A 22183-nucleotide genomic window follows, 5' to 3' on the forward strand; every position below is an offset into this window, starting at 1 on the left:
TGCAGCGGCGTCAAGCCATCAGAAATCGATGGCGATGCCCTTCTTTTCCCAATCGCCGTAGCGCACGGCCTCGGGTCCGTCCTTGCGACCTCCCAGTTCCTTGGGCAACGCGCGGTCATCGGCGGCGGCGCGGCGCTGTTCTGCTTCGGCGAGGGCGCGGATGGCCTCAGGTGGCAAACTGGGTGGCAGATCGGGGCGGTCGGACATGGCAAGGGTTCCTTTTGGCGCTGCCCCTTGATATACGCCGCCGTCACCATTCAGCAAGGATTTGCCATGCCCCCGCCATCGCCGCGCGCCGCCGCCACCCGCCTGCTGGACCAGATCCTGGGCGAGCATCGCCAGATGGCGGACCTTCTGGCCACCGGCGCGCTGGATCGGCTGGAAGCGCCCGACCGCGCCCGCGCCCAGCGCCTTGCCACGCAAACGCTGCGCGGGATGGAGCGGGCCGACCGCGTGCTGGGCAAACATCTGCGCAAACCACCGCCCCTGCCGGTGATGAACATCCTGCGGCTGGGCACGGTCGAACTGTGCCTTGGCGGCGATGCGCATGGGGTGGTCAACGACTGCGTCGGGCTGGTCGCGGGCGACAAACGCTTTGTCCGGCTCAAGGGGCTGGTGAACGCCGTGCTGCGCAAGGTCGCCGCCGATGGGCCTGCCGAATGGGCCATCCTGCGCGTGCCGCATTTGCCCAAATGGCTGCGCGCCCCCCTGTCCGAGGCCTATGGCGCCAAGGCCGTCGCCGGGTTCGAGGCCGCGCATTTCGCAGCTGCGCCGCTGGACCTGACACCCAAGAGCGACGTGACCGAACTGGCGGATGCTGTGGGCGGCATTGTGCTGCCCACGGGGTCTGTGCGCGTGCATAATGCGGGGCAGGTCAGCGCATTGCCGGGCTATGACACCGGCGATTGGTGGGTGCAGGACGCCGCCGCCGCGATCCCGGCCCGCGCGCTGAGCGCGACCAAGGGCGAGGCGGTGCTGGACATGTGCGCCGCGCCGGGCGGCAAGACGCTGCAACTGGCGGCTACGGGCGCGAACGTCACCGCGCTGGATATCTCGGACGCGCGCATGGCGCGGGTGCGCGAAAACCTTGCGCGCACCGGGCTGGAGGCCAGTCTGGTGACGGGTGACGCGCTGACACATCATGGCAGCTATGACGCGATCCTGCTGGACGCGCCCTGTTCGGCTACCGGCACGATCCGGCGCCACCCCGACCTGCCCCATGCGCGCGACGGCTCGGAAATCGGCGATCTGATCGCGCTTCAGGCGGCGATGCTGGACCGCGCGCTGGGCCTGCTGAAACCCGGTGGGCGGCTGGTCTATTGCACCTGCTCGCTGCTGCCGGACGAGGGCGAATGTCAGGTGGACGACGCGCTGCTGCGCCATCCGGGTCTGACGGTCGACCGCGACGCGCTGAACATGCCCGGCATCGACCCCGACTGGATCACCGAAGAGGGCGGCTTGCGCCTGCGCCCCGATTATTGGGGCGATATCGGCGGCATGGACGGGTTTTACATCGCCGTGCTGCGCCCCTGACCCGCTTCGGCTAATTTTCGCAATCCTGCGGTGACTCGGCCTACGCTGCGCGATATGCTCTGCTGAAATGGCGCCGCAAAGAGCGCCCAAAGGCGAGGCGCATGGGATTTTCCGGCACATATCGGGCGAAATGGACGCATTGGGCGAACCGCGTCGCCGCGCGCCGTGCGGGGCGGACGAATCCCGCGACCGCCTTCGCGTCCTCGCCCGAGCCGCGTATGATCGGCAGCTTTGCCCGTGGGCGGCAACTGACGGCGGGCAATTTCATGTTCGCGGGCCACCTGCTGGAACGGCCCGGTGCCGCGATCTGGGATCTGGTCGCGCCCGATGCCGCGTTCGAGGCTGAAATGCACGGCTTTGCCTGGCTGGACGATCTGGCCGCCGTCGGCGATACCCCCGCACGCGCCTGTGCCCAAGGGTGGACCACCGGGTGGATCGCCCGCTACGGCGCCGGGCGCGGCCCCGGCTGGACGCCCGAGCTGACCGGGCGGCGCCTGATCCGCTGGATCAACCACGCGCTGTTCCTGCTGGGCGGACAGGACAAGGCGGCGTGGGACGTGTTCTATCGCGCGCTCGCGCAGCAGACGCTGTTTCTTAGCCAACGCTGGCACTCCACCGCCCCCGGCCTGCCCCGGATCGAGGCCCTGACCGGCCTGATCCATGCGGGCCTCGCGCTGGAGGGGATGCAGGGGCACGCGCCTGTCGCCGCAACTGCGCTGGGCCGCGAATGTGACGCGCATATCGGCGCAGAAGGGCTGCTGGCGACCCGCAACCCCGAGGAATTGCTGGACATCTTTACCCTGCTGACATGGGCCATCGCCGCGCTGGAGGATGCAGGCCAGACACCGCCCCTATCGTTGAGCGCCGCAACCGGGCGCATCGCTCCCACCTTGCGCACCCTGCGCCATGCCGATGGCGGACTGGCCCGCTTTCATGGCGGCGGGCACGGGCTGGAGGGGCGGTTGGATACCGCGCTGGCGGCCAGTGGCGTCAAGGGGCGGCAAAAGGACGGGCTGGCGATGGGCTATGCACGGCTGAGCGCCGGGCGCACCTCGGTCATTGTGGATGCGGCGCCGCCGCCTGCCGGGCCGGCCTCGGCAAACGCGCATGCTTCGACCTTGGCGTTCGAGCTGACATCGGGGCGTCGGCAGCTGATCGTCAACTGCGGATCAGGCGCCAGCTTTGGCGCCGAATGGCGGCGCGCCGGGCGCGCAACGCCGTCACACTCCACATTGGTGATCGCGGGCGACTCCAGCGCGCGGCTGGGCGAGGGTGCGCAGGCGGATTGGCTGGTCAGCGGCCCCTGCGATGTGCCCTCGCAGATGAGCCAGGCGTCCGATGGCCTGCGTTTTGAAGGGGGGCATGATGGCTATGCCGCTCGGTTCGGCCTGACCCATGCGCGCACCATCGAAATGACGTTCGACGGGCGCGGTGTCGCGGGCGAGGACATGCTGCTGGCGCTGTCGGACACGGATAAGCGCCGGTTTGACCGGGCGCTGGTTGCGGGGGCCATGCAGGGCGTGCCCTACCAGATCCACTTTCATCTCCACCCCGAGGTCGACGCCGCACTGGACATGGGCGGCGCCGCCGTATCGCTGGCCCTGCGCAGCGGTGAAATCTGGGTATTCCGCACCGACGCGCGGGCGCATATCACGCTGGAGCCGTCGGTGTATCTGGAAAAAACCCGGCTTAAGCCCCGTGCAAGCAAACAGATAGTTTTATCTGGCGCCGCGCTGGAGTATGCGGGCCGCATCAGATGGTCGCTGGCCAAGGCGCAGGATACCCCGATCAGCATTCGCGATCTGGCGCAGGACGCGCCGTACCTTGCGCCCGAAACCGGCTAAGACGTCAAACACGCAGGAAACCCTATGACCGATATCGTTCCCCTCCGCCGCGCCCTTTTGTCCGTGTCCGACAAGACCGGGCTGATCGATCTGGGCCGGGCCCTGTCAGAGCGCGGCGTCGAACTGCTCAGCACCGGCGGCAGCGCGAAAACGCTGCGCGATGCAGGGCTGGACGTGCGCGATGTGGCTGATGTGACAGGCTTTCCCGAGATGATGGACGGGCGGGTCAAAACGCTGCACCCTGCGGTGCATGGCGGCCTGCTGGCGCTGCGCGACAACGACGATCATGTGGCAGCGATGCAACAGCATGGCATCGCCGCGATCGATCTGCTGGTGGTGAACCTCTATCCGTTCGAATCCACCGTCGCGGCGGGTGCCGACTATGACACCTGCGTCGAGAATATCGACATCGGCGGCCCGGCGATGATTCGCGCCGCCGCGAAGAACCACGGCTTTGTGAATGTCGTCGTCGATGTCGAAGACTACGCAGCCCTGCTGGAGGAGATGGATGCGCATGACGGCGGCACCACGCTCGCCTTCCGCCAGAAAATGGCGATGACCGCGTATTCGCGCACCGCCTCGTATGATTCGGCGGTGTCCACGTGGATGGCCGCACAGCAGGGCGATACTGCTCCGCGTCGCCGCACGGTCGCGGGCACACTGGCGCAAAAGCTGCGCTACGGCGAAAACCCGCATCAGGGCGCGTCCTTCTACCTCGACGGCAGCGCCCGCCCCGGTGTGGCGACCGCGCTGCAGCTTCAGGGCAAGGCGCTGAGCTACAACAACATCAACGACACCGACGCGGCGTTCGAACTGGCCAGCGAATTCAGCCCGCAAGACGGCCCTGCCTGCGCGATCATCAAGCACGCCAACCCCTGCGGCGTGGCCCGCGCAACAACGCTGAAGGACGCCTATATGCGCGCCTTCGACTGCGACCGCACATCGGCCTTCGGCGGCATCATCGCACTGAACCAGCCGCTGGACGGCGCCACTGCCGAGGAGATAGTGCAGATCTTTACCGAGGTCGTCATCGCCCCCGGCGCGGACGACGATGCGCGCCGCATCTTCGAGGCCAAGAAGAACCTGCGCCTGCTGATTACCGAAGGCATGGCCGATCCGCGCGCCGCCGCCCAGACGATCCGGCAGGTATCGGGCGGATACCTGATGCAGGACAAGGATAACGGCCATCTGGAGGCGGGCAATCTGAAGGTCGTCACCAAACGCCAGCCGACGGAGGCCGAGATGGCCGACATGCTGTTCGCCTGGAAGGTTGCCAAGCACGTCAAATCCAACGCCATCGTCTACGTCAAGGATGGCGCAACCGTCGGCGTTGGTGCAGGCCAGATGAGCCGCGTCGACAGCTGCCGTATTGCCGCGCGCAAGTCGCAGGACATGGCAGATGCACTGGGCCTGCCCGCGCCGCTGACCCAGGGCAGCGTGGTGGCGTCGGATGCGTTCTTTCCCTTTGCCGACGGCCTGCTGACCGCAGCCGAGGCCGGCGCAACGGCGGTGATCCATCCCGGCGGATCAATGCGCGACGACGATGTGATCGCCGCCGCAGACGACGCCGGGCTGGCAATGGTGCTGACCGGCATGCGCCATTTCCGGCACTGATACGCAGCACGCGCAGGAGGATGCGATGAAAACGGCATTCTGGACAGCCTTCTGGGTCTTTCTTCTGGATCAGGCCAGCAAATGGCTGGTGGTCCACTGGATGGACCTGCGCGCCCTGGGCACGATCGAGGTCGCGCCGCCCTTCCTGACCCTGCGCATGGCGTGGAATTACGGCATCAACTTTGGCCTGATGGCCGGGGAGTCGCCCGTGACGCGCTGGGTGCTGATCGCCGTCGCGCTGGTCATTTCGGGCGCGGTGCTGTGGTGGGCGCATCATGAACCGGGCGGCAAGTGGCAGAAAATCGCCGCCGGGCTGCTGGTCGGCGGCGCGCTGGGCAATGTGATCGACCGGGTTCTCTATGGCGCGGTCGCGGATTTCCTGAACATGTCCTGCTGTGGTTTGAACAATCCTTTCGCGTTCAATATCGCCGATATCTCGATCTTTGCCGGCGCGCTGGGCATGGTGATCTTCACTCCGGGCAAAAAGCCCGCGTGACGCCGGGGCGAACATGCGATAGACCATCTTGCAAACATCTATGACAGAAGGGCCTCGACCATGCGCCGCGGCATCATTGCACTGACGATCATGACCCTCGCCGTCGCTGGCTGCGGGCAGAACGGGAAGCTGTCCCGGATCAAGAACACCAGCGACGGGCCTGACGAATTCACCGTCCTGCCCACCAAGCCGCTGCAGACGCCGCAAACCTACAACACCCTGCCCGCCCCCACGCCCGGCGGCGCAAATCTGGTCGACACGAACCCCAGGGCCGAAGGCATCGCCGCCCTCGGTGGCAATCCGGCTGCGACGGTGCCTGCGGGCGTCGGCCGCGGCGATGCGGGGCTGCTCAATCAGACCCAGCGATACGGCGTGAACCCCGCCATCCGTCAGGAACTGGCGTACGAGGATGCCGACACACGTCGCCGCCACGGCCGCGTGAACATCTTCAATATCGGCCCCTACGACGACTATACCGACGCCTACAAAAAGCAGTGGCTGGACGCGCAGGCCGCAAAGCAGCGCATGCAGCGCAGCGGCGTCGTCACCCCCTCGTCCCCACCGGCACGGTAATGCGCGGCGGCCTGCCCGGCCGCGTGTTTCGCTGAAATCACAGATGCGGCATCGCAGGTTGCACACGCACCCTGCGACTGTATCTATGCGCCATGCCCGTCCCAACCGGAGGCCCCTATGCGCGCCCTGCTGATCGCCCTGACCGCCCTTTTCCCCCTCACCGCCACGGCGCAGGACGGGGCAGGCAGCGACGCCGCCCCGATGACGGATAACGTCACAACCTACACGCTGGACAATGGCCTCGACCTTGTCGTGATCGAGGACCACCGCGCGCCGGTCGTCACCCATATGGTGTGGTATCGCGCCGGGTCCGCGGACGAGCCGCCGGGCGCGTCCGGCGTGGCGCATTTTCTGGAACACCTGCTGTTCAAGGGCACCGAGAAACTGGCACCGGGCGAATTTTCGTCCACCGTGGCCAAGCAGGGCGGCAACGACAACGCCTTTACCAGCTATGATTATACCGCCTATTTCCAGAGGGTCGCAGCGGACCGGCTGGAGCTGATGATGCAGATGGAATCCGACCGCATGGTCAACCTGCAACTGGATGAACAGAACGTCGCCACCGAACGCGACGTCATCATCGAAGAGCGTAACTCGCGCGTTGAAAACAACCCCGGCGCGCTGTTTCGCGAACAGCAGAACGCAGCCCAGTATCTGAACAGCCCTTACGGCGATCCCGTCATCGGGTGGCAGCACGAACAGCCGCTGCTGACGCTGGAGGATGCCACGGACTTCTACGGCCAGTATTATTCGCCCAACAACGCCATCGTCGTCGTTGCGGGGGATGTGGTGGCGCAGGACGTATACGCACTGACCCAGAAATATTACGGCCCCCTGCCCGCCAACCCGGCCCTTCCCGATCGCGTGCGCCCGCAAGAGCCGCGCCAGATGGCCGCGCGCCGACTGGCCATGCAGGATCCGCGCGTTGCGCAGCCCTACCTGACGCGCAGCTACCTTGCCCCCGAACGCGACAGCGGCGATCAGTCCCGCGCCGCCGCGCTGTCGGTGCTGGCCGAGATCCTGGGCGGCGGCACCACATCGGTGATGGCCGAAAAGCTGCAATTCGACAGCCAGATCGCGGTCCAGTCCGCAGCATGGTATGATGGTATCTCGCTGGACGACACCAGCTTTACCCTGCTCGTCGTGCCGGTCCCCGGCACCCCTCTGCCGCAGGCCGAGGCAGCGATGGACGGCGTCATCGCCGAGTTCCTGGAAACCGGCGTCGATACGGACCAGCTGAAGCGGATCAAGATGCGGCTGCGCGCCGCGCAGGTCTATGCCCGCGACGACGTGAACGGGCTGGCGAATCGCTATGGCGCGGCGCTGACCTCGGGGCTGACAGTCGCTGACGTGCAGGCATGGCCGGACGTGTTGCAAAGCGTCACGGCAGATGACGTGATGCAGGCCGCACGCGATCTGTTCGACGACAGAAATTCCGTCACCGGATATCTCAGCACCCCCGAAACACCCACTACCACAGCCGCCCCGGAGGTTGCGCAATGACCCTTTCCCGCATGATGCATCTGGCCGCCGCTCTGGCCACCGCGCTTCTGGCCGCGCCTGCCAGCGCCGAAATCAAGGTGCAGGACCTGACCACCCCCGGCGGCATCGACCTGTGGCTGGTCGAGGATCACACGATCCCCTTTGTCGCGCTTGAATTGCGCTTTCGCGGCGGGGCCTCGCTGGACCTGCCGGGCAAACGCGGCGCGACGAACCTGATGACAGGCCTTCTGGAGGAAGGCGCAGGCGACATGGACAGCCGCGCGTTTGCCCGCCAAGCCGAGGCGCTGGCCGCCAACTTCTCCTACAGCGTGGGTGACGACATGCTTGCCGTCTCGGCCCGCTTTCTCAGCGAGAACCGCGATCAGGCGGTCGGCCTGCTGCGGGAAAGCCTCGTGACTCCGAGCTTCAACCAGAAATCCATCGACCGGGTGCGCGCACAGGTCAATTCGATCATCGAATCCGATCTAAAAGACCCCAGCGCGATCGTCGCGCGCACGTTCGATGCGCAGACCTTTGGCGACCATCCCTATGCCACCTCCAAGGACGGCACGCTGGAGAGTGTCGCCGCGCTGACGCGCGATGATATCATCACCGCCCACCGCGCCGCGCTGGTGCGCGACCGTCTCTATGTCGCTGCCGTGGGCGACATCACGGCAGATCAGCTGACCGCGCTGGTCGCGGGTCTGACCCATGGCCTGCCTGAATCCTCCGATATCGACCTGCCCGGCGGCGCCAAGACCGATCTGCCCGGCGGGATCACCGTGATCGACTATGCAACTCCGCAATCCGTCGTGACCTTCGCCCAGCCCGGCATCGACCGGGACGATCCGGATTTCTTTGCCGCCTATCTGCTGAATCAGATCCTGGGCGGCGGCGGGTTTGAAAGCCGCCTGATGCATGAGGTCCGCGAAAAACGTGGCCTGACCTACGGCGTCTATTCCTACCTCGTCGACAAGGACGGCGCGCAGCTCTGGATGGGGCAGGTTGCCTCGGCCAATGACCGCGTTGCGCAGGCAATCGAGGTGATAAAGGACGAGTGGCAGAAAATGCGCGACACCGGCGTGACCGCGCAGGAGCTGGAGGACGCCAAGACCTACATGACCGGCGCCTACCCGCTGCGCTTTGACGGCAACGCGCCTATCGCCAACATCGCCGTGGAAATGCAGGTCGAGGGGCTGCCGACCGACTATATCGCCACCCGCAACGATCAGGTAAATGCCGTCACGCTGGAGCAGATCAACCGCGTCGCGCGTGATCTGCTGGACCCGGCCAAGCTGAGCTTTGTCGTCGCTGGTAAACCCGAAGGGTTAGAAGCGCCGCCCGGCCCGGATACAGGCGCCATTTCCGAATAAATTCAACACCCACGTTCCGCCTGAAATCCAAGTTGTTTAGTTCCCCCCATTGGCTATGGTGAGCTTCGAGCACCATTGCTTTGGCATAAAAACAGGGAATTTTTCTATGGCACGCGATACTCTCGTTAAATTCGGAGCCGTATCAGGCGGCGACACCAATAACCTGCCGGGTTGGAAAGTCGTCGAAGGCGAGCCGACCATGACAACCACGGTCCAGCACACGACCGAGGATGGCAAGGTACTGTCCGGAACATGGCAGGCAACTGTCGGCACCTTCCATGCCACATATACCGATTACGAATTCGTCCATATGATTTCAGGGCGGATCATCATCACGCCCGACGGCGGCGACGCGGTCGAGGTTGGGCCGGGCGATGCGTTTGTCGTCGAAGCCGATTTCAAGGGAACATGGAAGATCCTTGAGGATGTGACAAAGCACTTCGTCATCACCCTGTAATCCGCAGCGGTCGCAGCCAATCTAAAACGCCGGGCCTGATCGCCCGGCGCTTGTTCGGGTTGTCAAACACCCAGATACCGCGACGCCAGGCTGCGATCGCTGTTCAGCGCATCCACTGGCACTACTTCGCCCCCGCGCCCGTTTTCGATAAACGCGACCTGGTCCGCAACCGCCAGAACCGCGTCGATGCGCTGCTCGACCAGCAGGATGGCGACCCCCTTGGCGCGCATGGCAACCGTCACGCTGCGGATCGCCTCCACCATCGACGGCTGCAAGCCCTCGGTCGGCTCGTCCAGCAGCAGCGCCTTGGGGCGCAGGCACAGCGCGCGGGCGGTGGCCAGCATCTGCTGCTCGCCGCCCGACAGGGTCTGCGCCGACTGGCGATAGCGTTCGCGCAGGCGCGGAAACAGCTCCAGCACCTCGTCCAGCACCTCGGGCGGGCTGGCGCGGGTGCGTATCCCGATCTCAAGGTTCTGCGCCACCGACAGCCCGGCAAACAGGCGCCGGCCCTGCGGCACATAGCCGATCCCGGCGCGGGCCACCTTGTGCGCGGGCAAGGCGCTGACCTCGGCGCCGTCCAGCATCACCCGCCCGCCCATCAGCGGCAACAGCCCCATGATCGCACGCATGAGCGTCGTCTTGCCTGCACCGTTGCGGCCCATCAGGCACAGGATCTCGCCCGCGCCGACATGCAGCGACACCTCGCGCAGCACCTGCGCCGCGCCGTATCCGGCGCTGATGCGGTCCAGCTTCAGCATCACGGCGTCCCCAGATAGGCCGACTGCACACCCGGATCGGCGCGCACTTCGGCGGGCGTGCCCTCGAACAGCACTTCGCCCGCGCTCAGTACCGTCACCCGGTCCGCCAGCGCCATGACAACGTCCATGTTATGCTCGATCAGCAGGATGGTCGTCTGGTCGGCCAACTCACGCACCAGCGCCATAAATGCCGCAATCTCGCCCTCGGACAGCCCTTGCGTCGGTTCGTCCAGGATCAACAGGCGTGGCGCCTGCACCAGCCCCATGGCAATCTCCAGCAGGCGCTGATGTCCGTAGCTCAGATCGCCCGCGCGTGCGCCCGTATCCTCCAGCCCGACACGCGCCAGGGCCGCGCGCACCGCCCCCGGCACCTCGTGGCCCGGCATGTGGCGCCTTGCTGCCAGCGCAACATTCTCGGCCACGGGCAACCGCGCAAAGACCGACGTGATCTGAAACGTATAGGCCATGCCCAGCAGCGTGCGCCTATGCGCGGGCAGGCGCGTGATGTCGCGCCCGGCGAATGCAACCCGCCCCGCACTGGGGGCAATCCGTCCGCTGATCATCCCCACCAACGTGGTCTTGCCCGCGCCATTCGGGCCGATCAGCGCGCGCACCTCGCCCTGCGGCACGTCCAGCGTAACATCGCTGACAGCATGCACACCGCCGTAATCCTTGCTCAAACCCCGCACGCTAAGCAGGCTCATGGCAGCCACCCCCAGATGCGACGGCGCAGCTCGCCCATCAGGCCCTGCGGCGCGAACAGCGTCAGCAGCACCAACGCGACGCCGGCGATCAGCATATACGCGGTCGTCACGCCTGAACTGAGATCGATCAGGTAGAACATGAAAAGCGTGCCGATGAACGGCCCCAGCACCGTGCCCGCCCCGCCCAGCAGCACCCACAATAGCGGCAGGATCGAGTATTCGACACCCGCAAAGCTGGCCCCGGCATAACCGAACAGCACCGCATATGCCGCGCCCGCCGCGCCCGAAATCGCGCCGGAAATGGTCAGCGCCGCCAGCTTTAGCCGAAACGTATCGTAGCCCAGCATCAGTGTGCGCGCCTCGTTCTCGCGAATGGCGATCAGGCTGCGCCCGAAGGGCGCGCGCACCAGCCACAGACAGGCCCCCAGCGCTGCAGAAAACAGCGCCAGCGCGGCCAGATACCGGTTGCCAGCGTCGGCCAGATCAATGCCCCATAGCACACGCGACGCGCGCGCGATGACAAACCCCTCGTCGCCCCGCGTCCAGTCCCCGAAGTAAAGCACGCTCAGGTATCCGGCCTGCGCAAACATGAGCGTGACGATCATGAAGGCCACGCCGGTCGTGCGCAGCGCCAGCAGCCCCAGCAGCGCCGAGATCGCGGCACCGGCCACAACCCCGATCACCAGCGCCGCCCCCGGCCCGACACCCAGATGCTGCACGCTCAGCCCCATCCCATACATCCCGGCGGCAAAGAACAGCGCGTGCCCAAGGCTGAGAAGACCAGTGTAGCCAAAGACGATATTGTATCCGATGGCATAGCTCGCCAGCACCATGATGCGCGCCATGTTGCCGTGATGATAGACCGGCAGCACGAAATGCCCCACCAGCAGCAACGCCAACAGACCACCATGCAGGGCCAGAATACGCGACCGCACCCTCATGCGGCGCGCGTGCCGAACAGGCCCTGCGGGCGAAACACCAGCACCAGCGCCACCAGCAGCGTCGCCAGTATCTTGGCCAGCGTGGGCGAGAAAAAGACCGATATGATCCCGTCGCTCAGCCCGATCAGGATGGCCGCGACCACCGTGCCCGGCAGGCTGCCCAGTCCGCCGATGATGACCACCGTAAAGGCCAGCAGCAGCGGATCGGCCCCCATCAGGTAATGCGCCTGCGAAATCGGCACGATCAGCACAGCCGCCAGCGCCGCCAGCGCCGCGCCGATGCCGAACACCATGGCATAGACCCGCTCGACCGGGATACCGAAGGCCAGCGCCATGTCGCGATCCGCCTGCACCGCGCGCATCACCAGCCCGATGCGCGTGCGCGCCATCATCGCCCAGACGCCCAGCAGCACGGCAGCCCCGGCGCCGATCACCGCCAGCTTGTAACTGGTTGTGCTCAGCCCCCATGGCCAATAGAGCGCCAGCGCGCCCTCCTTCACCTCGAACCACGGCAACGCGAGGCGGGTGTTAAAGGGCGGCGCGACAGGCCGCGCCTCGGGGCCATACCCCATCAGCGTCAACTGCTGGATGATATAGAGCAGGCCAATCGTGGCAACGATGGTCCGCTCGGGGTCATAGTCCAGCCGCTTGAGGATCGTCATGTCGGCGGCCACGGCAATGGCCCCGACGATCAGCGGTGCCACCACCAGCGCCACGGCAAAGCCGATTGCGGGCGGCCCGCCCACCAACTGCGTGACGTACCACGCCAGAACCGCGCCGAGCATGAAAAACTCGCCATGCGCGATGTTGACCACCCGCATCACGCCGAACACCAGACTCAGCCCAACCGCCGTCAGCGCCAGAACTGATGCCATGACAGCGCCCTCCAGCGTCGCCAGCAGCAGATAGGGGCCCAGTTCCACCTGCGTCAGCCCGCCTCGGCCAGTTCGTCGCGATGCGCGGCGACCAGATCGGCCATCGAATGGAACATCATGTCATAGCTGGGCATATCGCCGGGGTCCATCGTGGCGCCGAACCCGTCCTTGTCGTGGCGCCGATAGATCCAACAATTTGCCAGCCCATGCCGATTGGCCGGGGCATGGTCGTGAAACATGCTTTCGGCGGTGTGCAGGATATCGCCCGGCGACAGCCCCAGCCGCGCGGCCTGCACCAGCATGTAATCGAAGTTGCGCGAGTCCGGCTTGTAGCTGCCGATATCCTCGGCGACGTAGCTGGCCACGAAGGGCGTGCCCAGCTTGGCATCACTAAACGCGAAACTGGCATTGTCGACATTGGACAGCACGATCAGCTTGAAGTGGTCCCTGAGATAGGCCAGCGCGTCGGCGCTATCGGCAAAGGCCGGCCAATGCTGGACCGAGCGGCCGTAAACCTGCGCCTCCTGCCATGTCGCGCGCAAGCCCCACTCCTCGGCCAGCCGCTTATAGACGGTCGCCAGAACGTCGCGATAGTCCTTGCCGGGGGTGAGGCGCTGGCAGGTGCTCTCGTGATGAGCATGCGCCTCCAGTATGGCGTCGCGGGGCAGGTTCAGCTGATCGGTCAGCGGCGCAAGCCCCGCGATCATCCCGCTTTCCCAGTCAATCAGCGTACCATAGACGTCAAAGCTCAACGCCTTGTAATCACTCAGCTTCATATCAAGTTTCCCTTTTGGGGCTACAACCAGCAGCCCTACAGCGGCTGCTGCGTATAATCCACCTCGTCCGGATAAAGCGATTCGTCGATGGTGGTGGTATGCACCCGCACCAGCCGCCCGTCCTCGACACGGCTGATATATTGCTGCCCGAACACCTGGTGCGTGCGCCCGTTGAACCGCATCGGGCCCTGCGGATAGGCCCGGCTGTGCGGCATATCGCCCAGCGCTTCGGTCGCTTCGATCAGCGCGGCGCGGTCCTGCGGCCCGCGATAGCCTGCGGCCTCCATTCCCGCCTTGATCGCGTGCAGCGTGACCCAGCAGCCGAACATATGCCCGTAGGCCGACACGTCGCTCGGGTCCTCGATGGCGGCGCCATGTGCATCCACCCCCACCGCGGCGCGATAGAATGCCTCGTCCTCGGTCTCGTCCGGCTGGGCGTCGCGGCACATCCCCTCCCAGAAATAGGTGCCTTCCAGAAATTCCAGACCGGGGCTGGTGATATCCACTGCCTCCAGAGAATCGATGAACCCGAACAGCGCAGGCGCCGACGGGCCGAAAAATTCGCCCAGTTCCTTGACGAACGTCAGCACCGACGGCCCGACCATCACATGATACAGAACCTCGGTTTCGCGCGGTATCTTGGGGAAATAGCGGGTGAACGACGTTTCATTCGGCGGGATCGCGATATGCGCCAGCACCTCGCCGCCCTGCGCCTCGATCGCTTGGGTAAAGAAATCGCGGTGGTTATGCCCGAACGCAAAATCGGCGAAAATCATCGTCACTTTCTTGCCCAGATTTTCCGCCACGAAGGGCGCCATCGCCAGAACCTGGCTTTTCACATCGGTGATACCGGGCTGAAGCGTGTAGCGGTTGAGCATCCCGCTGGCCACGTGATGCCCCTCGGACACCACGAAATAAGGCAGCTTCAGCTCGCCCGCGCGCGGAGCCGATCCGATCACGACATGGGAAAACAGAGTGCCGTAGGCCACGTCGCAGCCATGCTGGTTGGCGAATTTCTCGACCACTTCGGCGCCACGCTTGGGGTTGGTGCCGTCATCCTCGGCGACCATTTCCACCATGCGGCCATTGATGCCACCGCCCTCGTTGATCAACTTGACCGCAGCGTTTGTAGTCCGGTCGTACCAGCGCCCGTAGGCCGCGCCAATGCCGGTGCGATGCACCTGAAACCCGATCTTGATCGGCTCGACCGTCTGCGCATGGGTATAGCGCGCCCACAGCGGCAGCGCCGCAGCGCCCCCTGCCAAAGTGGTCAGCGCCCCGCGCCGTGTCATACCCTTGGTCATCGCACCTATCTCCTGATCCATCCGCGATGCACCCTGCGAAGCGGCGCGGCGCTTGTCCAGTTCTTTACGTGGAACGCGGCGATTTGCAGCGCATTGAGGGCACTGGACTGGGCGCTGATTCCGGCTTTTTCTTGGTTAAAATACCCAAATCCCAACGCCTGACTTGGTTGAAGGCGTTACTTATCTGGCGAAAACCCGGTTATTCATCCGATCGGGCCAGATCCGGCTGAATCGGAAAAGATTGCTGAATAGCCGCGGAAAATGGCGCGGCGTCGCGCCCTCGCCATACATCATCTCAATCATCTCCTGTGCGGCCACTTCCGGGGTCATCCTGAACGACCGGCTGACGCCGGTAGGACCGTCGATGACGATTTCCGCCGCTCAACGCGATACCTCGCGCTCCGGCGGCTCGGGGCGGGGGCGGTATTTGGCGCCTTTCCACCATAGTTTCAGCGCCTGCCAGTGGATCAGCGCCAGTACCCGACGCGAGCCCAAGGGCCGGCGCAACATCGCGCGCAGCAGACCGCGATTGCTGAGCGGGCGTCGCGGCCCGACCAGCGTGGCAGTCAACCCGCCATCGCCGCCGGTCATATCGATCCAGATCCCGATCCGGTCAGCGCGAATGTCAAAGCGGAATCCATACCCGCCATCGACCTGCTGAAACGGCGATACGTGGAACATCTTGGCCGCGCGCAAGCGATCACTGGCCTCGATGACAGACCCATCTTCCTTGTGACACAGGTAGCTGTGCCTATCCCCGAACGTATTGCTGACCTCGGCAATGACCTGCCGCAACCCACCGGTCGCATCGCGGCACAGCCAGAACGACACCGGGTTGAATACATGCCCGAGGAGGCGGGGTTGCGCCAGCAGCTCAATCCGCGAAGGTGAGGGCAGTTGGTATTCCTCCAGCACCTGCCGCACCCATGCCGACCCGATACCGTGCCCAGGCGCGCCGCCATGGTCGCGATCATGCAGGCTGACCAGCCCGGCGCCGTTGCGGGAAAAAAGGCGCGGCGCGGCGGGCGCGGGATCTTCGGCGTCCAGCAGCACGTAGTCGATGGAATAGCGAAACGCGTTGCGCACCGCCCCCTTGCGCCCGTGCCAGGTGTGACCTGCAATATGATCAACCCGGCTCATGCCGCCGCCAACGCTCCGCGCGCGCAAATCGCGTCGGCGATATCGATGGCACTGCCCAGCCCGTCCTCGTGAAAACCGTTTTTCATCCACGCCCCGCAGAACCATGTCGACCGCGCGCCATTCATCGCGGCAATCTGTCCCTGCGCCGCCAGCGCCGCGCGATCATACACCGGATGGCGCAGCGTGACACGGTCATGAATCAGATCCTCGCGGATGTTGCGCGCCGTGTTCAGCGTGACGAAATGCGGATCATTCAGCGGGATCGGTTGCAGTTTGTTCATCCAATAGGTCAGATCGATGCGATTATGGGCCTTGCCCCTCTCTTCGGTGTAGTTCCAGGACGACCAGACAGCGCGGCGCCGCGGCATCACCGACGGATCGGAGTGCAGCACGATATCGTTGGGCTGGTAGGCGATCGCGCCCAGCAGGCGCGCCTCATCCGGGGTGGGATCGGCCAGCAAGCGCAGTGAATCGTCCGAATGGGTGGCCATGATGACATCATCGAACCGCTCCCAATCGCCGCGTGCCTTGATTTCGACGCCGCCGGGGAACCGCCGCACGGCCTGCACGGGGCACCCGGTACGCAGCCGCGCGCCAAGGCGGCGCAAATGCGCCTCAAGCCGCTGGACATATTGCGTCGATCCGCCCTGAACCGTGTACCACTGGTGCTGGCCTGCATACCCGAGCAGCGCGTGATTCTCGAAAAACCGCATCATCGTCTCGGCCGGGAAATCCATGATCCTTTCGGTCGGCGTCGACCAGATCGCACCGGACAGCGGCAGCAGGTAATAGTCGCGAAACCACGGCCCCAAACGTAACTGCACCAGCAGATCGCCGATGGTCATATCAGCGCCTTGGGCTGCGCCCACCGCACGGGCGTTAAAGTGGAAGATATCGCGCAACATCCGCAAATATGCCGGACGCGCCACGTTGCGCCACTGCGCAAAGGCCGCTCCGGCGCCCGCCAGCCCATACTCGAGCCGCCCGCCGTCGATCGACGCGGCAAAGCTCATGTTGCTGGGCACCACCGGCACGTCCAATTGCTCAAACAGGTCGGCCAAATGCGGGTAATTGGCATAATTGAACACGATGAACCCGGTATCCACCGGCTGATCACCGTTCTTTCCGGCCATGATGGTACGCGCATGTCCGCCAAGTCGCGGCTCGGCCTCATAGAGGGTGACGTCGTGGATTTCGGACAGCCTGTGCGCCGCGCCCATCCCCGAAATGCCCGCACCGATTATTGCAATCTTGCGCCGCGCGGCGGGCTGTAGCTCGAATGGCATAAGGCGGTGAATCCATTTTTCTTGTTTGTTCAGGGGTCTACGCGGCGGGACGTGTTTCGGATGCATATTATTTTTTTTACGCGGTCAGTGTGATCCAATCGCACCTGTCCAGCGTAAGAATTGCATGATTTGCACAATTGACACTGGCCACCATGACTTGGCATCTTTCATTGGCGCGTCTGAGAGCGCACCCGCAACCCGATGCCGATTGCCTGGCGTCATGCCCATGCAAAAGTCAGGAATTCGCCACGTGTCCGCCAACAGGCAAAGCGAAAACAGCCGCTGGACCGCCTGCATCGCGCGCATCCGCGACGACGCGGACGAGGCCGCATTTGCCGATCTTTTCGCCCATTTCGCGCCGCGCATCAAAGGCTACCTGATCAAATCGGGCGCCAGCGCAACATTGGCCGAGGAATGCGCGCAGGACGTGATGGCGACGCTGTGGCAAAAGGCGCATCAGTTCGACCCTTCGCGCGCCAGCCCCGCCACCTGGATCTTTACCATCGCGCGCAACCGGCGCATTGACGCGCTGCGCAAATCCCGCCGCCCCCAACCAGAGGAAATTGACTGGACCCCCGAGGCGCCGCCGGACCAGGCAGATGTCCTGGCGCTGGAACAGGCCAGCGAAGATCTGACCCGGGCCATAGCCGCACTGCCAGTCAAGCAGAAGACGCTGATCGAAGCCGCATATTTCCACGACCTCAGCCATTCCGAAATCGCCGATCAGACGGGCCTGCCGCTCGGCACGATCAAATCCCGCATTAGACTGGCGCTGGACCGTTTGCGCCACGCGATGAATTGAAGACAGCCATGACACAGACCATTCAACACCACCTGACTGATGCCCTGCTGATGGCCTATTCCGCCGGCACCCTGCCCGAGGCGTTCAACCTGACCATCGCCGCGCACATCACCATGTGCGATACCTGCCGCGCGCATCTGGGCGCGTTCGACAGCATCGGCGGCGCATTGCTGGCAGGTCAGGACAGCGCCCCGATGGCAAAGGGTAGTCTGCAAGCCTGCCTGGCTGCGGCCAAGGCGGGGCGCCCCGCGCTCGCCGCGCCGCAATGCCGCAGCGTCCTGCCCGCGCCGTTGCTCAGCTATATCGGCGGCGATCTTCAGGACGTCAAATGGCGCCCTGTCGGCATGGGGATCCGTCAGGCGATCCTGCCCACGGATGGGCGCGCGACGGCACGCCTGCTGTATATCCCTGCCGGAAGCGCCGTGCCGGATCACGGCCATCGCGGAATGGAAATGACGCTGGTCCTGCAAGGCGCCTTTGCGGATGATACAGCGCGCTTTGCCAAGGGCGACATTGAGATCGCGGACGAAGATCTGGATCATACTCCGGTCGCCGACATCGGCGCTGATTGCATTTGCCTTGCCGCGACCGACGCACCGCTCAGGTTTCGGGGGTTGATACCGCGCATCGCGCAGCCTTTCCTGCGGATCTGAATCCGGGCCAGACACATGGATCAACAAGCGGCATCTATTTGATCTGCAATAGAATTTTAGTATTTACAGAACGATGAAAGCCCTTTGGGGGTATTCGTTCTTCTTGCACAAAATATCCTCGCCGAAGGCATAAGATCTCTTTTGGCAAAGCGGTCGCGCCCTGTTGTCAGACGCCGACGTCCGGCCCCGGACAGGATAGCGGCTGCGCGCTGCGCTCGACTTCATAAAGCTCGTCCAGTGCAAGATCGTTGGCGAATTGGGCGATCAGGCCATCGGTGCCGTGCCGAAAGCTCCAGCATTGCGGATCAGGCTCCAAGTCGTAGACAAAGCAGATCAGATCTCCACGTTCGTACCATTCACCCTCCAGGCACCGGCCATCCAGAAAGGACCAGCGCACCCGGCGGCCCTCCATGTATTGCTCGGCGCCGTAGGGCGTGCCCATGCTGCCGTAAACGAAGGTTTGACCGCGTGTGTAGGCGTCGAACTGCTCCGCCGTCAGGCGGTCCTCGGCCGAGGCCGGGGCAGCAATCATGCAACAGGCAAGTACGAGGGTGCGCATCAGGCAATCTTGCCACAAGCACAGGGGCGCTGGCCAGCGATGTTTCACGTCGCGCCCGGCGGCGGCGCCCAATTGTCCACGCGCCGATGAGCGCTGGCGTGGTGCCCGACCAGCAGGCTGGTATAGACCAACCGGCCCAGCAGACGGGCCGCGCGCGCGGGCTTGTGAATCACACTCTGCGCTACCGGATGCGCGATCTGACCAAAGATCAGCGCAGCCGCGAGCGCCAGCAGGATGAAAGGGACACTTCCGAGAAGGGCCAGAATGGCACGGCTGCGGGAAAGTCGCCGTCCCCCTCCGTATCGTCGCGCGCAACGGCAGACAACAGCCGATCCAGCGCAGTAACCAGAACGGTCATGTACACGACCGCCAACGTCGGCCATGGGCCGCCAATCATAGCGCCCAGCGCAATCAACCCCGCAGGCGCAAGCGTGGCGCAGTAGAAAAGGAGCATTCCGACACCTCTGCCCGTCTCCGCAAACATCTACGATATCCCTATGGTATTAACAGAGGACACATATATCAGGAAAAACCCGCGCGGCGTTCCTGATCTACCGACGGCATCGCATGCCCGGTACGCATCGCATCCCTTCCATATCGGCGCCAAGCGGATTAGGTCATGTGAGGTCTGCAATTTCGGGGGCGTCATGGCGTTTTTCAAAAAGCTCAAGGATCGACTGTTCAACTCCTCGTCCAAGCTGGACGAAGGACTGGACGCCATCATGCAGGACGCGGACCAAGCGCCGGACCCGGCAGCTGCGCCAACACCTGCGCCAGCGCCGGAACCGGAGCCAGAGCAGCCTCCACAGGAGAGTCCCCCGCCGCCATCCGAGGTGCCGCCGACACCCCCGGCAGAAATCCCCATGGAGCGTGCGGTACCGCCACCAACCCCGACGCCTATCGAAATCCCGATCGAGACACCGCCAAGTACCGATACCGCGCCGCGCAAGGGCCTGATGGGCCGCCTTCTGGGCCGCGACTTGGCCAAGGCGCCACGCCGCTTGCTGGACGACGACATGCTGGAACAGCTCGAAGAGCTGCTGATCACCGCCGACATGGGCGTCGACACCGCGCTGCGCGTCACTGCCAACATGGCCGAGGGGCGCATGGGCAAACGCCTGTCCGCGCAGGAGATCAAGGAGCTTCTGGCCCGCGAAATCGCCCGCATCATGGACCCTGTCGCCCGCCCTATGCCGCTCTACGCCAAGACGCCTCAGGTGGTGCTGGTGGTCGGCGTCAACGGCTCGGGCAAGACGACGACCATCGGCAAGCTGGCCAGCCAGTTCAAGGCGGCGGGCAAGACAGTGGTGATCGCCGCCGGCGACACATTCCGCGCGGCAGCAGTCGAACAACTTCAGATCTGGGGCGACCGCGCAGGCGTGCCGGTGCTGACCGCGCCCGAGGGTAGCGATCCGGCCAGCCTCGCGTGGGACGCGATGGAGCAGGCCGAGCGGGACGGCGTGGACCTGCTGATGATCGACACCGCAGGACGCCTGCAAAACCGTGCCGACCTGATGGAGGAACTCGCCAAGATCGTCCGCGTCATCCGCAGGAAAGACCCCACCGCACCGCACAACACCCTGCTGGTGCTGGACGCCACAACCGGCCAGAACGCGCTGAGCCAGGTCGAAACGTTCCAGAAACTCGCCGATGTTTCGGGCCTCATCATGACGAAACTGGACGGCACCGCGCGCGGCGGCGTTCTGGTGGCACTGGCTGACAAGTTCGGCCTGCCCATCCATGCCATCGGCGTGGGCGAGCAGATCGACGATCTGTCCCCCTTCGACCCCGAGGAGTTTGCCGCCGCCCTGACCGGCCTCGGCCCCGAATGAACGCGCTGATTTCGACCGGGTCCGTCGCCCGGCACACCCCACCACCGCCTGCATCGTGACCATGACCACTAGGGCCGCCAGCGACATCTACCCAGATCCGCAAGCCAAACCGATGCCGCCTGCCAGCCACATGGATGCACCGGGGCCCGTGTTGCGCCCCTTGCCGCCCGAGGCAACGAGGATCCAGGCCGTCACCCCTTCGGTCAGCCGCATTGGGTTGATTTCCAACTTGCCGCCCGCGCCAAAGGGAATGGGCAAACGGTGCGGACGTCCCATATGAGCGACTGGCTTATATCGCTGGAAGGCACGCCATCGGGCCACCATCTGGCGCTCGCGCTCGCCCTGCTGGCCGCAGTCCTGCACGCAGCCTTTGGCGCGCTGCAAAAGGGGCGGCACGATCCATGGCTGACGCGCGGCGCGATCGACGCCAGCTATGCGGTGATGGCCGCGCCCTTCGCCCTTTTCGTGGTGCCATGGCCCGAACCGCATATGTGGCCCATTTTCGTCGGCGCCTGGGCGATCCATATCGTCTACAAGGTGCTACAGGCCATGGCCTACACGCGCGGAGCCTATACGGTGGTCTATCCCGTGGTGCGCGGCACCGGGCCGCTATTCGCGGTGATCGGCGCCTATCTGATCTTTGGCGAACAGTTCAACCTCATTCAATGGGCCGGCGTCGCGGTGCTTCTGACGGGCATCTTCGGGCTGGCCGCCTATAATCTGATGTATCTCACGGCAGAACGCAGCACCCTGCACGCCGCGCTGACGCTGGCCCTGATGACCGGCCTGCTGGTCGCGGCCTACACCACCTACGACGCCTACGGCATTCGGGCGACCGCCAATCCGTTCACATTCCTCGCGTGGTTTTTCCTGATCGACGGGCTGACCATGCCGGTGATCGCGCTGCGCCGCTGGCGCGCGATGCCTGCGCCCCCCGCCCCCGGTCCGCTGATGGTGCGCGGTGTTATCGGCGGCATCGTCGCCTTCTTTTCATTCGGGTCGATCATGATGGCCACCCGCCTGGGCAATGTCGGCGAGGCCGCAGTGCTGCGCGAAACCTCGACCGTGTTTGCGGCCCTTATCGGCTGGCTGGTGCTGGGCGAAACGGTAGGCCCGCGCCGCACCGCGCTGATGTGCTTGATTGCCATCGGCGCCGTGATAGTAGAAATGGGCGGATAAAG

25 protein-coding genes are annotated in these 22183 nt (G+C 64.8%); 12 read left to right on the forward strand and 13 right to left on the reverse strand.

The features are described from left to right. Nucleotides 1–18: 18 nt before the first annotated feature. Nucleotides 19–207: a DUF1674 domain-containing protein gene (locus tag FGD77_RS04870; protein WP_255006918.1), complete on the reverse strand. Its 189-nt coding sequence runs from the start codon at nt 205–207 to the stop codon at nt 19–21. 66 nt (nt 208–273) lie between these two features. Here FGD77_RS04870 and FGD77_RS04875 point away from each other — a divergent pair, with 66 nt between their 5' ends. From FGD77_RS04875 to FGD77_RS04910, 8 genes are all read left to right on the forward strand, one after another. Beyond that, on the forward strand, nt 274–1533 hold the full coding sequence (locus FGD77_RS04875) for an RsmB/NOP family class I SAM-dependent RNA methyltransferase (RefSeq protein ID WP_255006921.1): 1260 nt from the start codon (nt 274–276) through the stop codon (nt 1531–1533). Nucleotides 1534–1634: 101 nt separating this feature from the next. Next, on the forward strand, nt 1635–3377 hold the full coding sequence (locus FGD77_RS04880) for a heparinase II/III family protein (RefSeq protein ID WP_255006928.1): 1743 nt from the start codon (nt 1635–1637) through the stop codon (nt 3375–3377). A gap of 24 nt (nt 3378–3401) precedes the next feature. Then, nucleotides 3402–4991: a bifunctional phosphoribosylaminoimidazolecarboxamide formyltransferase/IMP cyclohydrolase gene (gene purH / locus FGD77_RS04885; protein ID WP_255006934.1), complete on the forward strand. Its 1590-nt coding sequence runs from the start codon at nt 3402–3404 to the stop codon at nt 4989–4991. 25 nt (nt 4992–5016) lie between these two features. Then, the gene (lspA, locus tag FGD77_RS04890) at nt 5017–5487 is read left to right on the forward strand and encodes a signal peptidase II (RefSeq protein WP_255006956.1); all 471 of its coding nucleotides are present in this window, start codon (nt 5017–5019) and stop codon (nt 5485–5487) included. A 60-nt stretch (nt 5488–5547) separates the two neighbouring features. Then, nucleotides 5548–6060 (forward strand): DUF3035 domain-containing protein, encoded by a 513-nt coding sequence (locus tag FGD77_RS04895; protein WP_255006958.1) that lies wholly within the window; start codon nt 5548–5550, stop codon nt 6058–6060. Between the two features lie 201 nt (nt 6061–6261). After that, nucleotides 6262–7563, forward strand: a complete 1302-nt coding sequence (locus tag FGD77_RS04900) for a pitrilysin family protein (protein WP_255014083.1) — start codon at nt 6262–6264, stop codon at nt 7561–7563. After that, nucleotides 7560–8915, forward strand: a complete 1356-nt coding sequence (locus FGD77_RS04905) for a pitrilysin family protein (protein ID WP_255006959.1) — start codon at nt 7560–7562, stop codon at nt 8913–8915. The genes FGD77_RS04900 and FGD77_RS04905 overlap by 4 nt, the downstream gene beginning before the upstream one ends. A 106-nt stretch (nt 8916–9021) precedes the next feature. Continuing rightward, entirely contained in the window at nt 9022–9372 is a 351-nt protein-coding gene (locus FGD77_RS04910) for a cupin domain-containing protein (protein WP_255006960.1), read from the forward strand. Between the two features lie 62 nt (nt 9373–9434). Here FGD77_RS04910 and FGD77_RS04915 read toward each other — a convergent pair whose 3' ends face one another. The 8 genes from FGD77_RS04915 to FGD77_RS04950 form a co-directional block, all read right to left on the reverse strand. Next, entirely contained in the window at nt 9435–10130 is a 696-nt protein-coding gene (locus tag FGD77_RS04915; protein WP_255006963.1) for an ABC transporter ATP-binding protein, read from the reverse strand. Beyond that, nucleotides 10130–10834: an ABC transporter ATP-binding protein gene (locus FGD77_RS04920; protein WP_255006975.1), complete on the reverse strand. Its 705-nt coding sequence runs from the start codon at nt 10832–10834 to the stop codon at nt 10130–10132. The genes FGD77_RS04915 and FGD77_RS04920 overlap by 1 nt, the downstream gene beginning before the upstream one ends. Further along, nucleotides 10831–11775, reverse strand: a complete 945-nt coding sequence (locus FGD77_RS04925; RefSeq protein WP_255006976.1) for a branched-chain amino acid ABC transporter permease — start codon at nt 11773–11775, stop codon at nt 10831–10833. Before FGD77_RS04925 ends, FGD77_RS04920 begins: the two co-directional genes overlap by 4 nt. Next, nucleotides 11772–12698, reverse strand: a complete 927-nt coding sequence (locus FGD77_RS04930; protein WP_255006977.1) for a branched-chain amino acid ABC transporter permease — start codon at nt 12696–12698, stop codon at nt 11772–11774. The genes FGD77_RS04925 and FGD77_RS04930 overlap by 4 nt, the downstream gene beginning before the upstream one ends. A 5-nt stretch (nt 12699–12703) precedes the next feature. Beyond that, complete coding sequence (locus FGD77_RS04935; RefSeq protein ID WP_255006978.1) at nt 12704–13426, reverse strand: haloacid dehalogenase type II; 723 nt, start codon at nt 13424–13426, stop codon at nt 12704–12706. A gap of 35 nt (nt 13427–13461) precedes the next feature. Continuing rightward, a complete protein-coding gene (locus FGD77_RS04940) occupies nt 13462–14751 on the reverse strand; it encodes an ABC transporter substrate-binding protein (RefSeq protein WP_255006980.1) in 1290 nt (429 codons plus the stop codon). Nucleotides 14752–15111: 360 nt separating this feature from the next. Continuing rightward, nucleotides 15112–15870, reverse strand: a complete 759-nt coding sequence (locus tag FGD77_RS04945) for a DUF1365 domain-containing protein (RefSeq protein WP_255006982.1) — start codon at nt 15868–15870, stop codon at nt 15112–15114. Next, nucleotides 15867–17156, reverse strand: coding sequence for an NAD(P)/FAD-dependent oxidoreductase (locus FGD77_RS04950; RefSeq protein ID WP_255006984.1), 1290 nt, complete (start codon nt 17154–17156; stop codon nt 15867–15869). The genes FGD77_RS04945 and FGD77_RS04950 overlap by 4 nt, the downstream gene beginning before the upstream one ends. Before the next feature lie 250 nt (nt 17157–17406). Between FGD77_RS04950 and FGD77_RS04955 the strand changes: the two genes are divergently transcribed. After that, on the forward strand, nt 17407–17958 hold the full coding sequence (locus FGD77_RS04955) for a sigma-70 family RNA polymerase sigma factor (RefSeq protein WP_369682703.1): 552 nt from the start codon (nt 17407–17409) through the stop codon (nt 17956–17958). Between the two features lie 8 nt (nt 17959–17966). After that, on the forward strand, nt 17967–18611 hold the full coding sequence (locus FGD77_RS04960; protein WP_255006986.1) for a ChrR family anti-sigma-E factor: 645 nt from the start codon (nt 17967–17969) through the stop codon (nt 18609–18611). Between the two features lie 166 nt (nt 18612–18777). Here FGD77_RS04960 and FGD77_RS04965 read toward each other — a convergent pair whose 3' ends face one another. From FGD77_RS04965 to FGD77_RS04975, 3 genes are read right to left on the reverse strand one after another with little or no spacing between them, the layout of a single operon-like run. After that, nucleotides 18778–19170: a hypothetical protein gene (locus tag FGD77_RS04965; protein WP_255006987.1), complete on the reverse strand. Its 393-nt coding sequence runs from the start codon at nt 19168–19170 to the stop codon at nt 18778–18780. A gap of 44 nt (nt 19171–19214) precedes the next feature. Next, nucleotides 19215–19343 (reverse strand): hypothetical protein, encoded by a 129-nt coding sequence (locus tag FGD77_RS04970; RefSeq protein ID WP_255006989.1) that lies wholly within the window; start codon nt 19341–19343, stop codon nt 19215–19217. A 35-nt stretch (nt 19344–19378) separates the two neighbouring features. Further along, a complete protein-coding gene (locus FGD77_RS04975) occupies nt 19379–19624 on the reverse strand; it encodes a hypothetical protein (protein WP_255006991.1) in 246 nt (81 codons plus the stop codon). A 193-nt stretch (nt 19625–19817) separates the two neighbouring features. Between FGD77_RS04975 and ftsY the strand changes: the two genes are divergently transcribed. Next, complete coding sequence (gene ftsY, locus FGD77_RS04980; RefSeq protein ID WP_255006994.1) at nt 19818–21002, forward strand: signal recognition particle-docking protein FtsY; 1185 nt, start codon at nt 19818–19820, stop codon at nt 21000–21002. 87 nt (nt 21003–21089) lie between these two features. Here ftsY and FGD77_RS04985 read toward each other — a convergent pair whose 3' ends face one another. Further along, complete coding sequence (locus FGD77_RS04985) at nt 21090–21278, reverse strand: hypothetical protein (protein WP_255006997.1); 189 nt, start codon at nt 21276–21278, stop codon at nt 21090–21092. On the opposite strand from FGD77_RS04985, the gene FGD77_RS04990 reads away from it, so the two are divergent. Then, on the forward strand, nt 21279–22181 hold the full coding sequence (locus FGD77_RS04990; RefSeq protein ID WP_255006998.1) for an EamA family transporter: 903 nt from the start codon (nt 21279–21281) through the stop codon (nt 22179–22181). It begins immediately after the preceding gene. The last annotated feature ends 2 nt before the right edge of the window (nt 22182–22183 follow it).

Origin of the sequence: Roseovarius sp. M141 (assembly GCF_024355225.1) — a bacterium.
Taxonomy (GTDB): domain Bacteria; phylum Pseudomonadota; class Alphaproteobacteria; order Rhodobacterales; family Rhodobacteraceae; genus Roseovarius.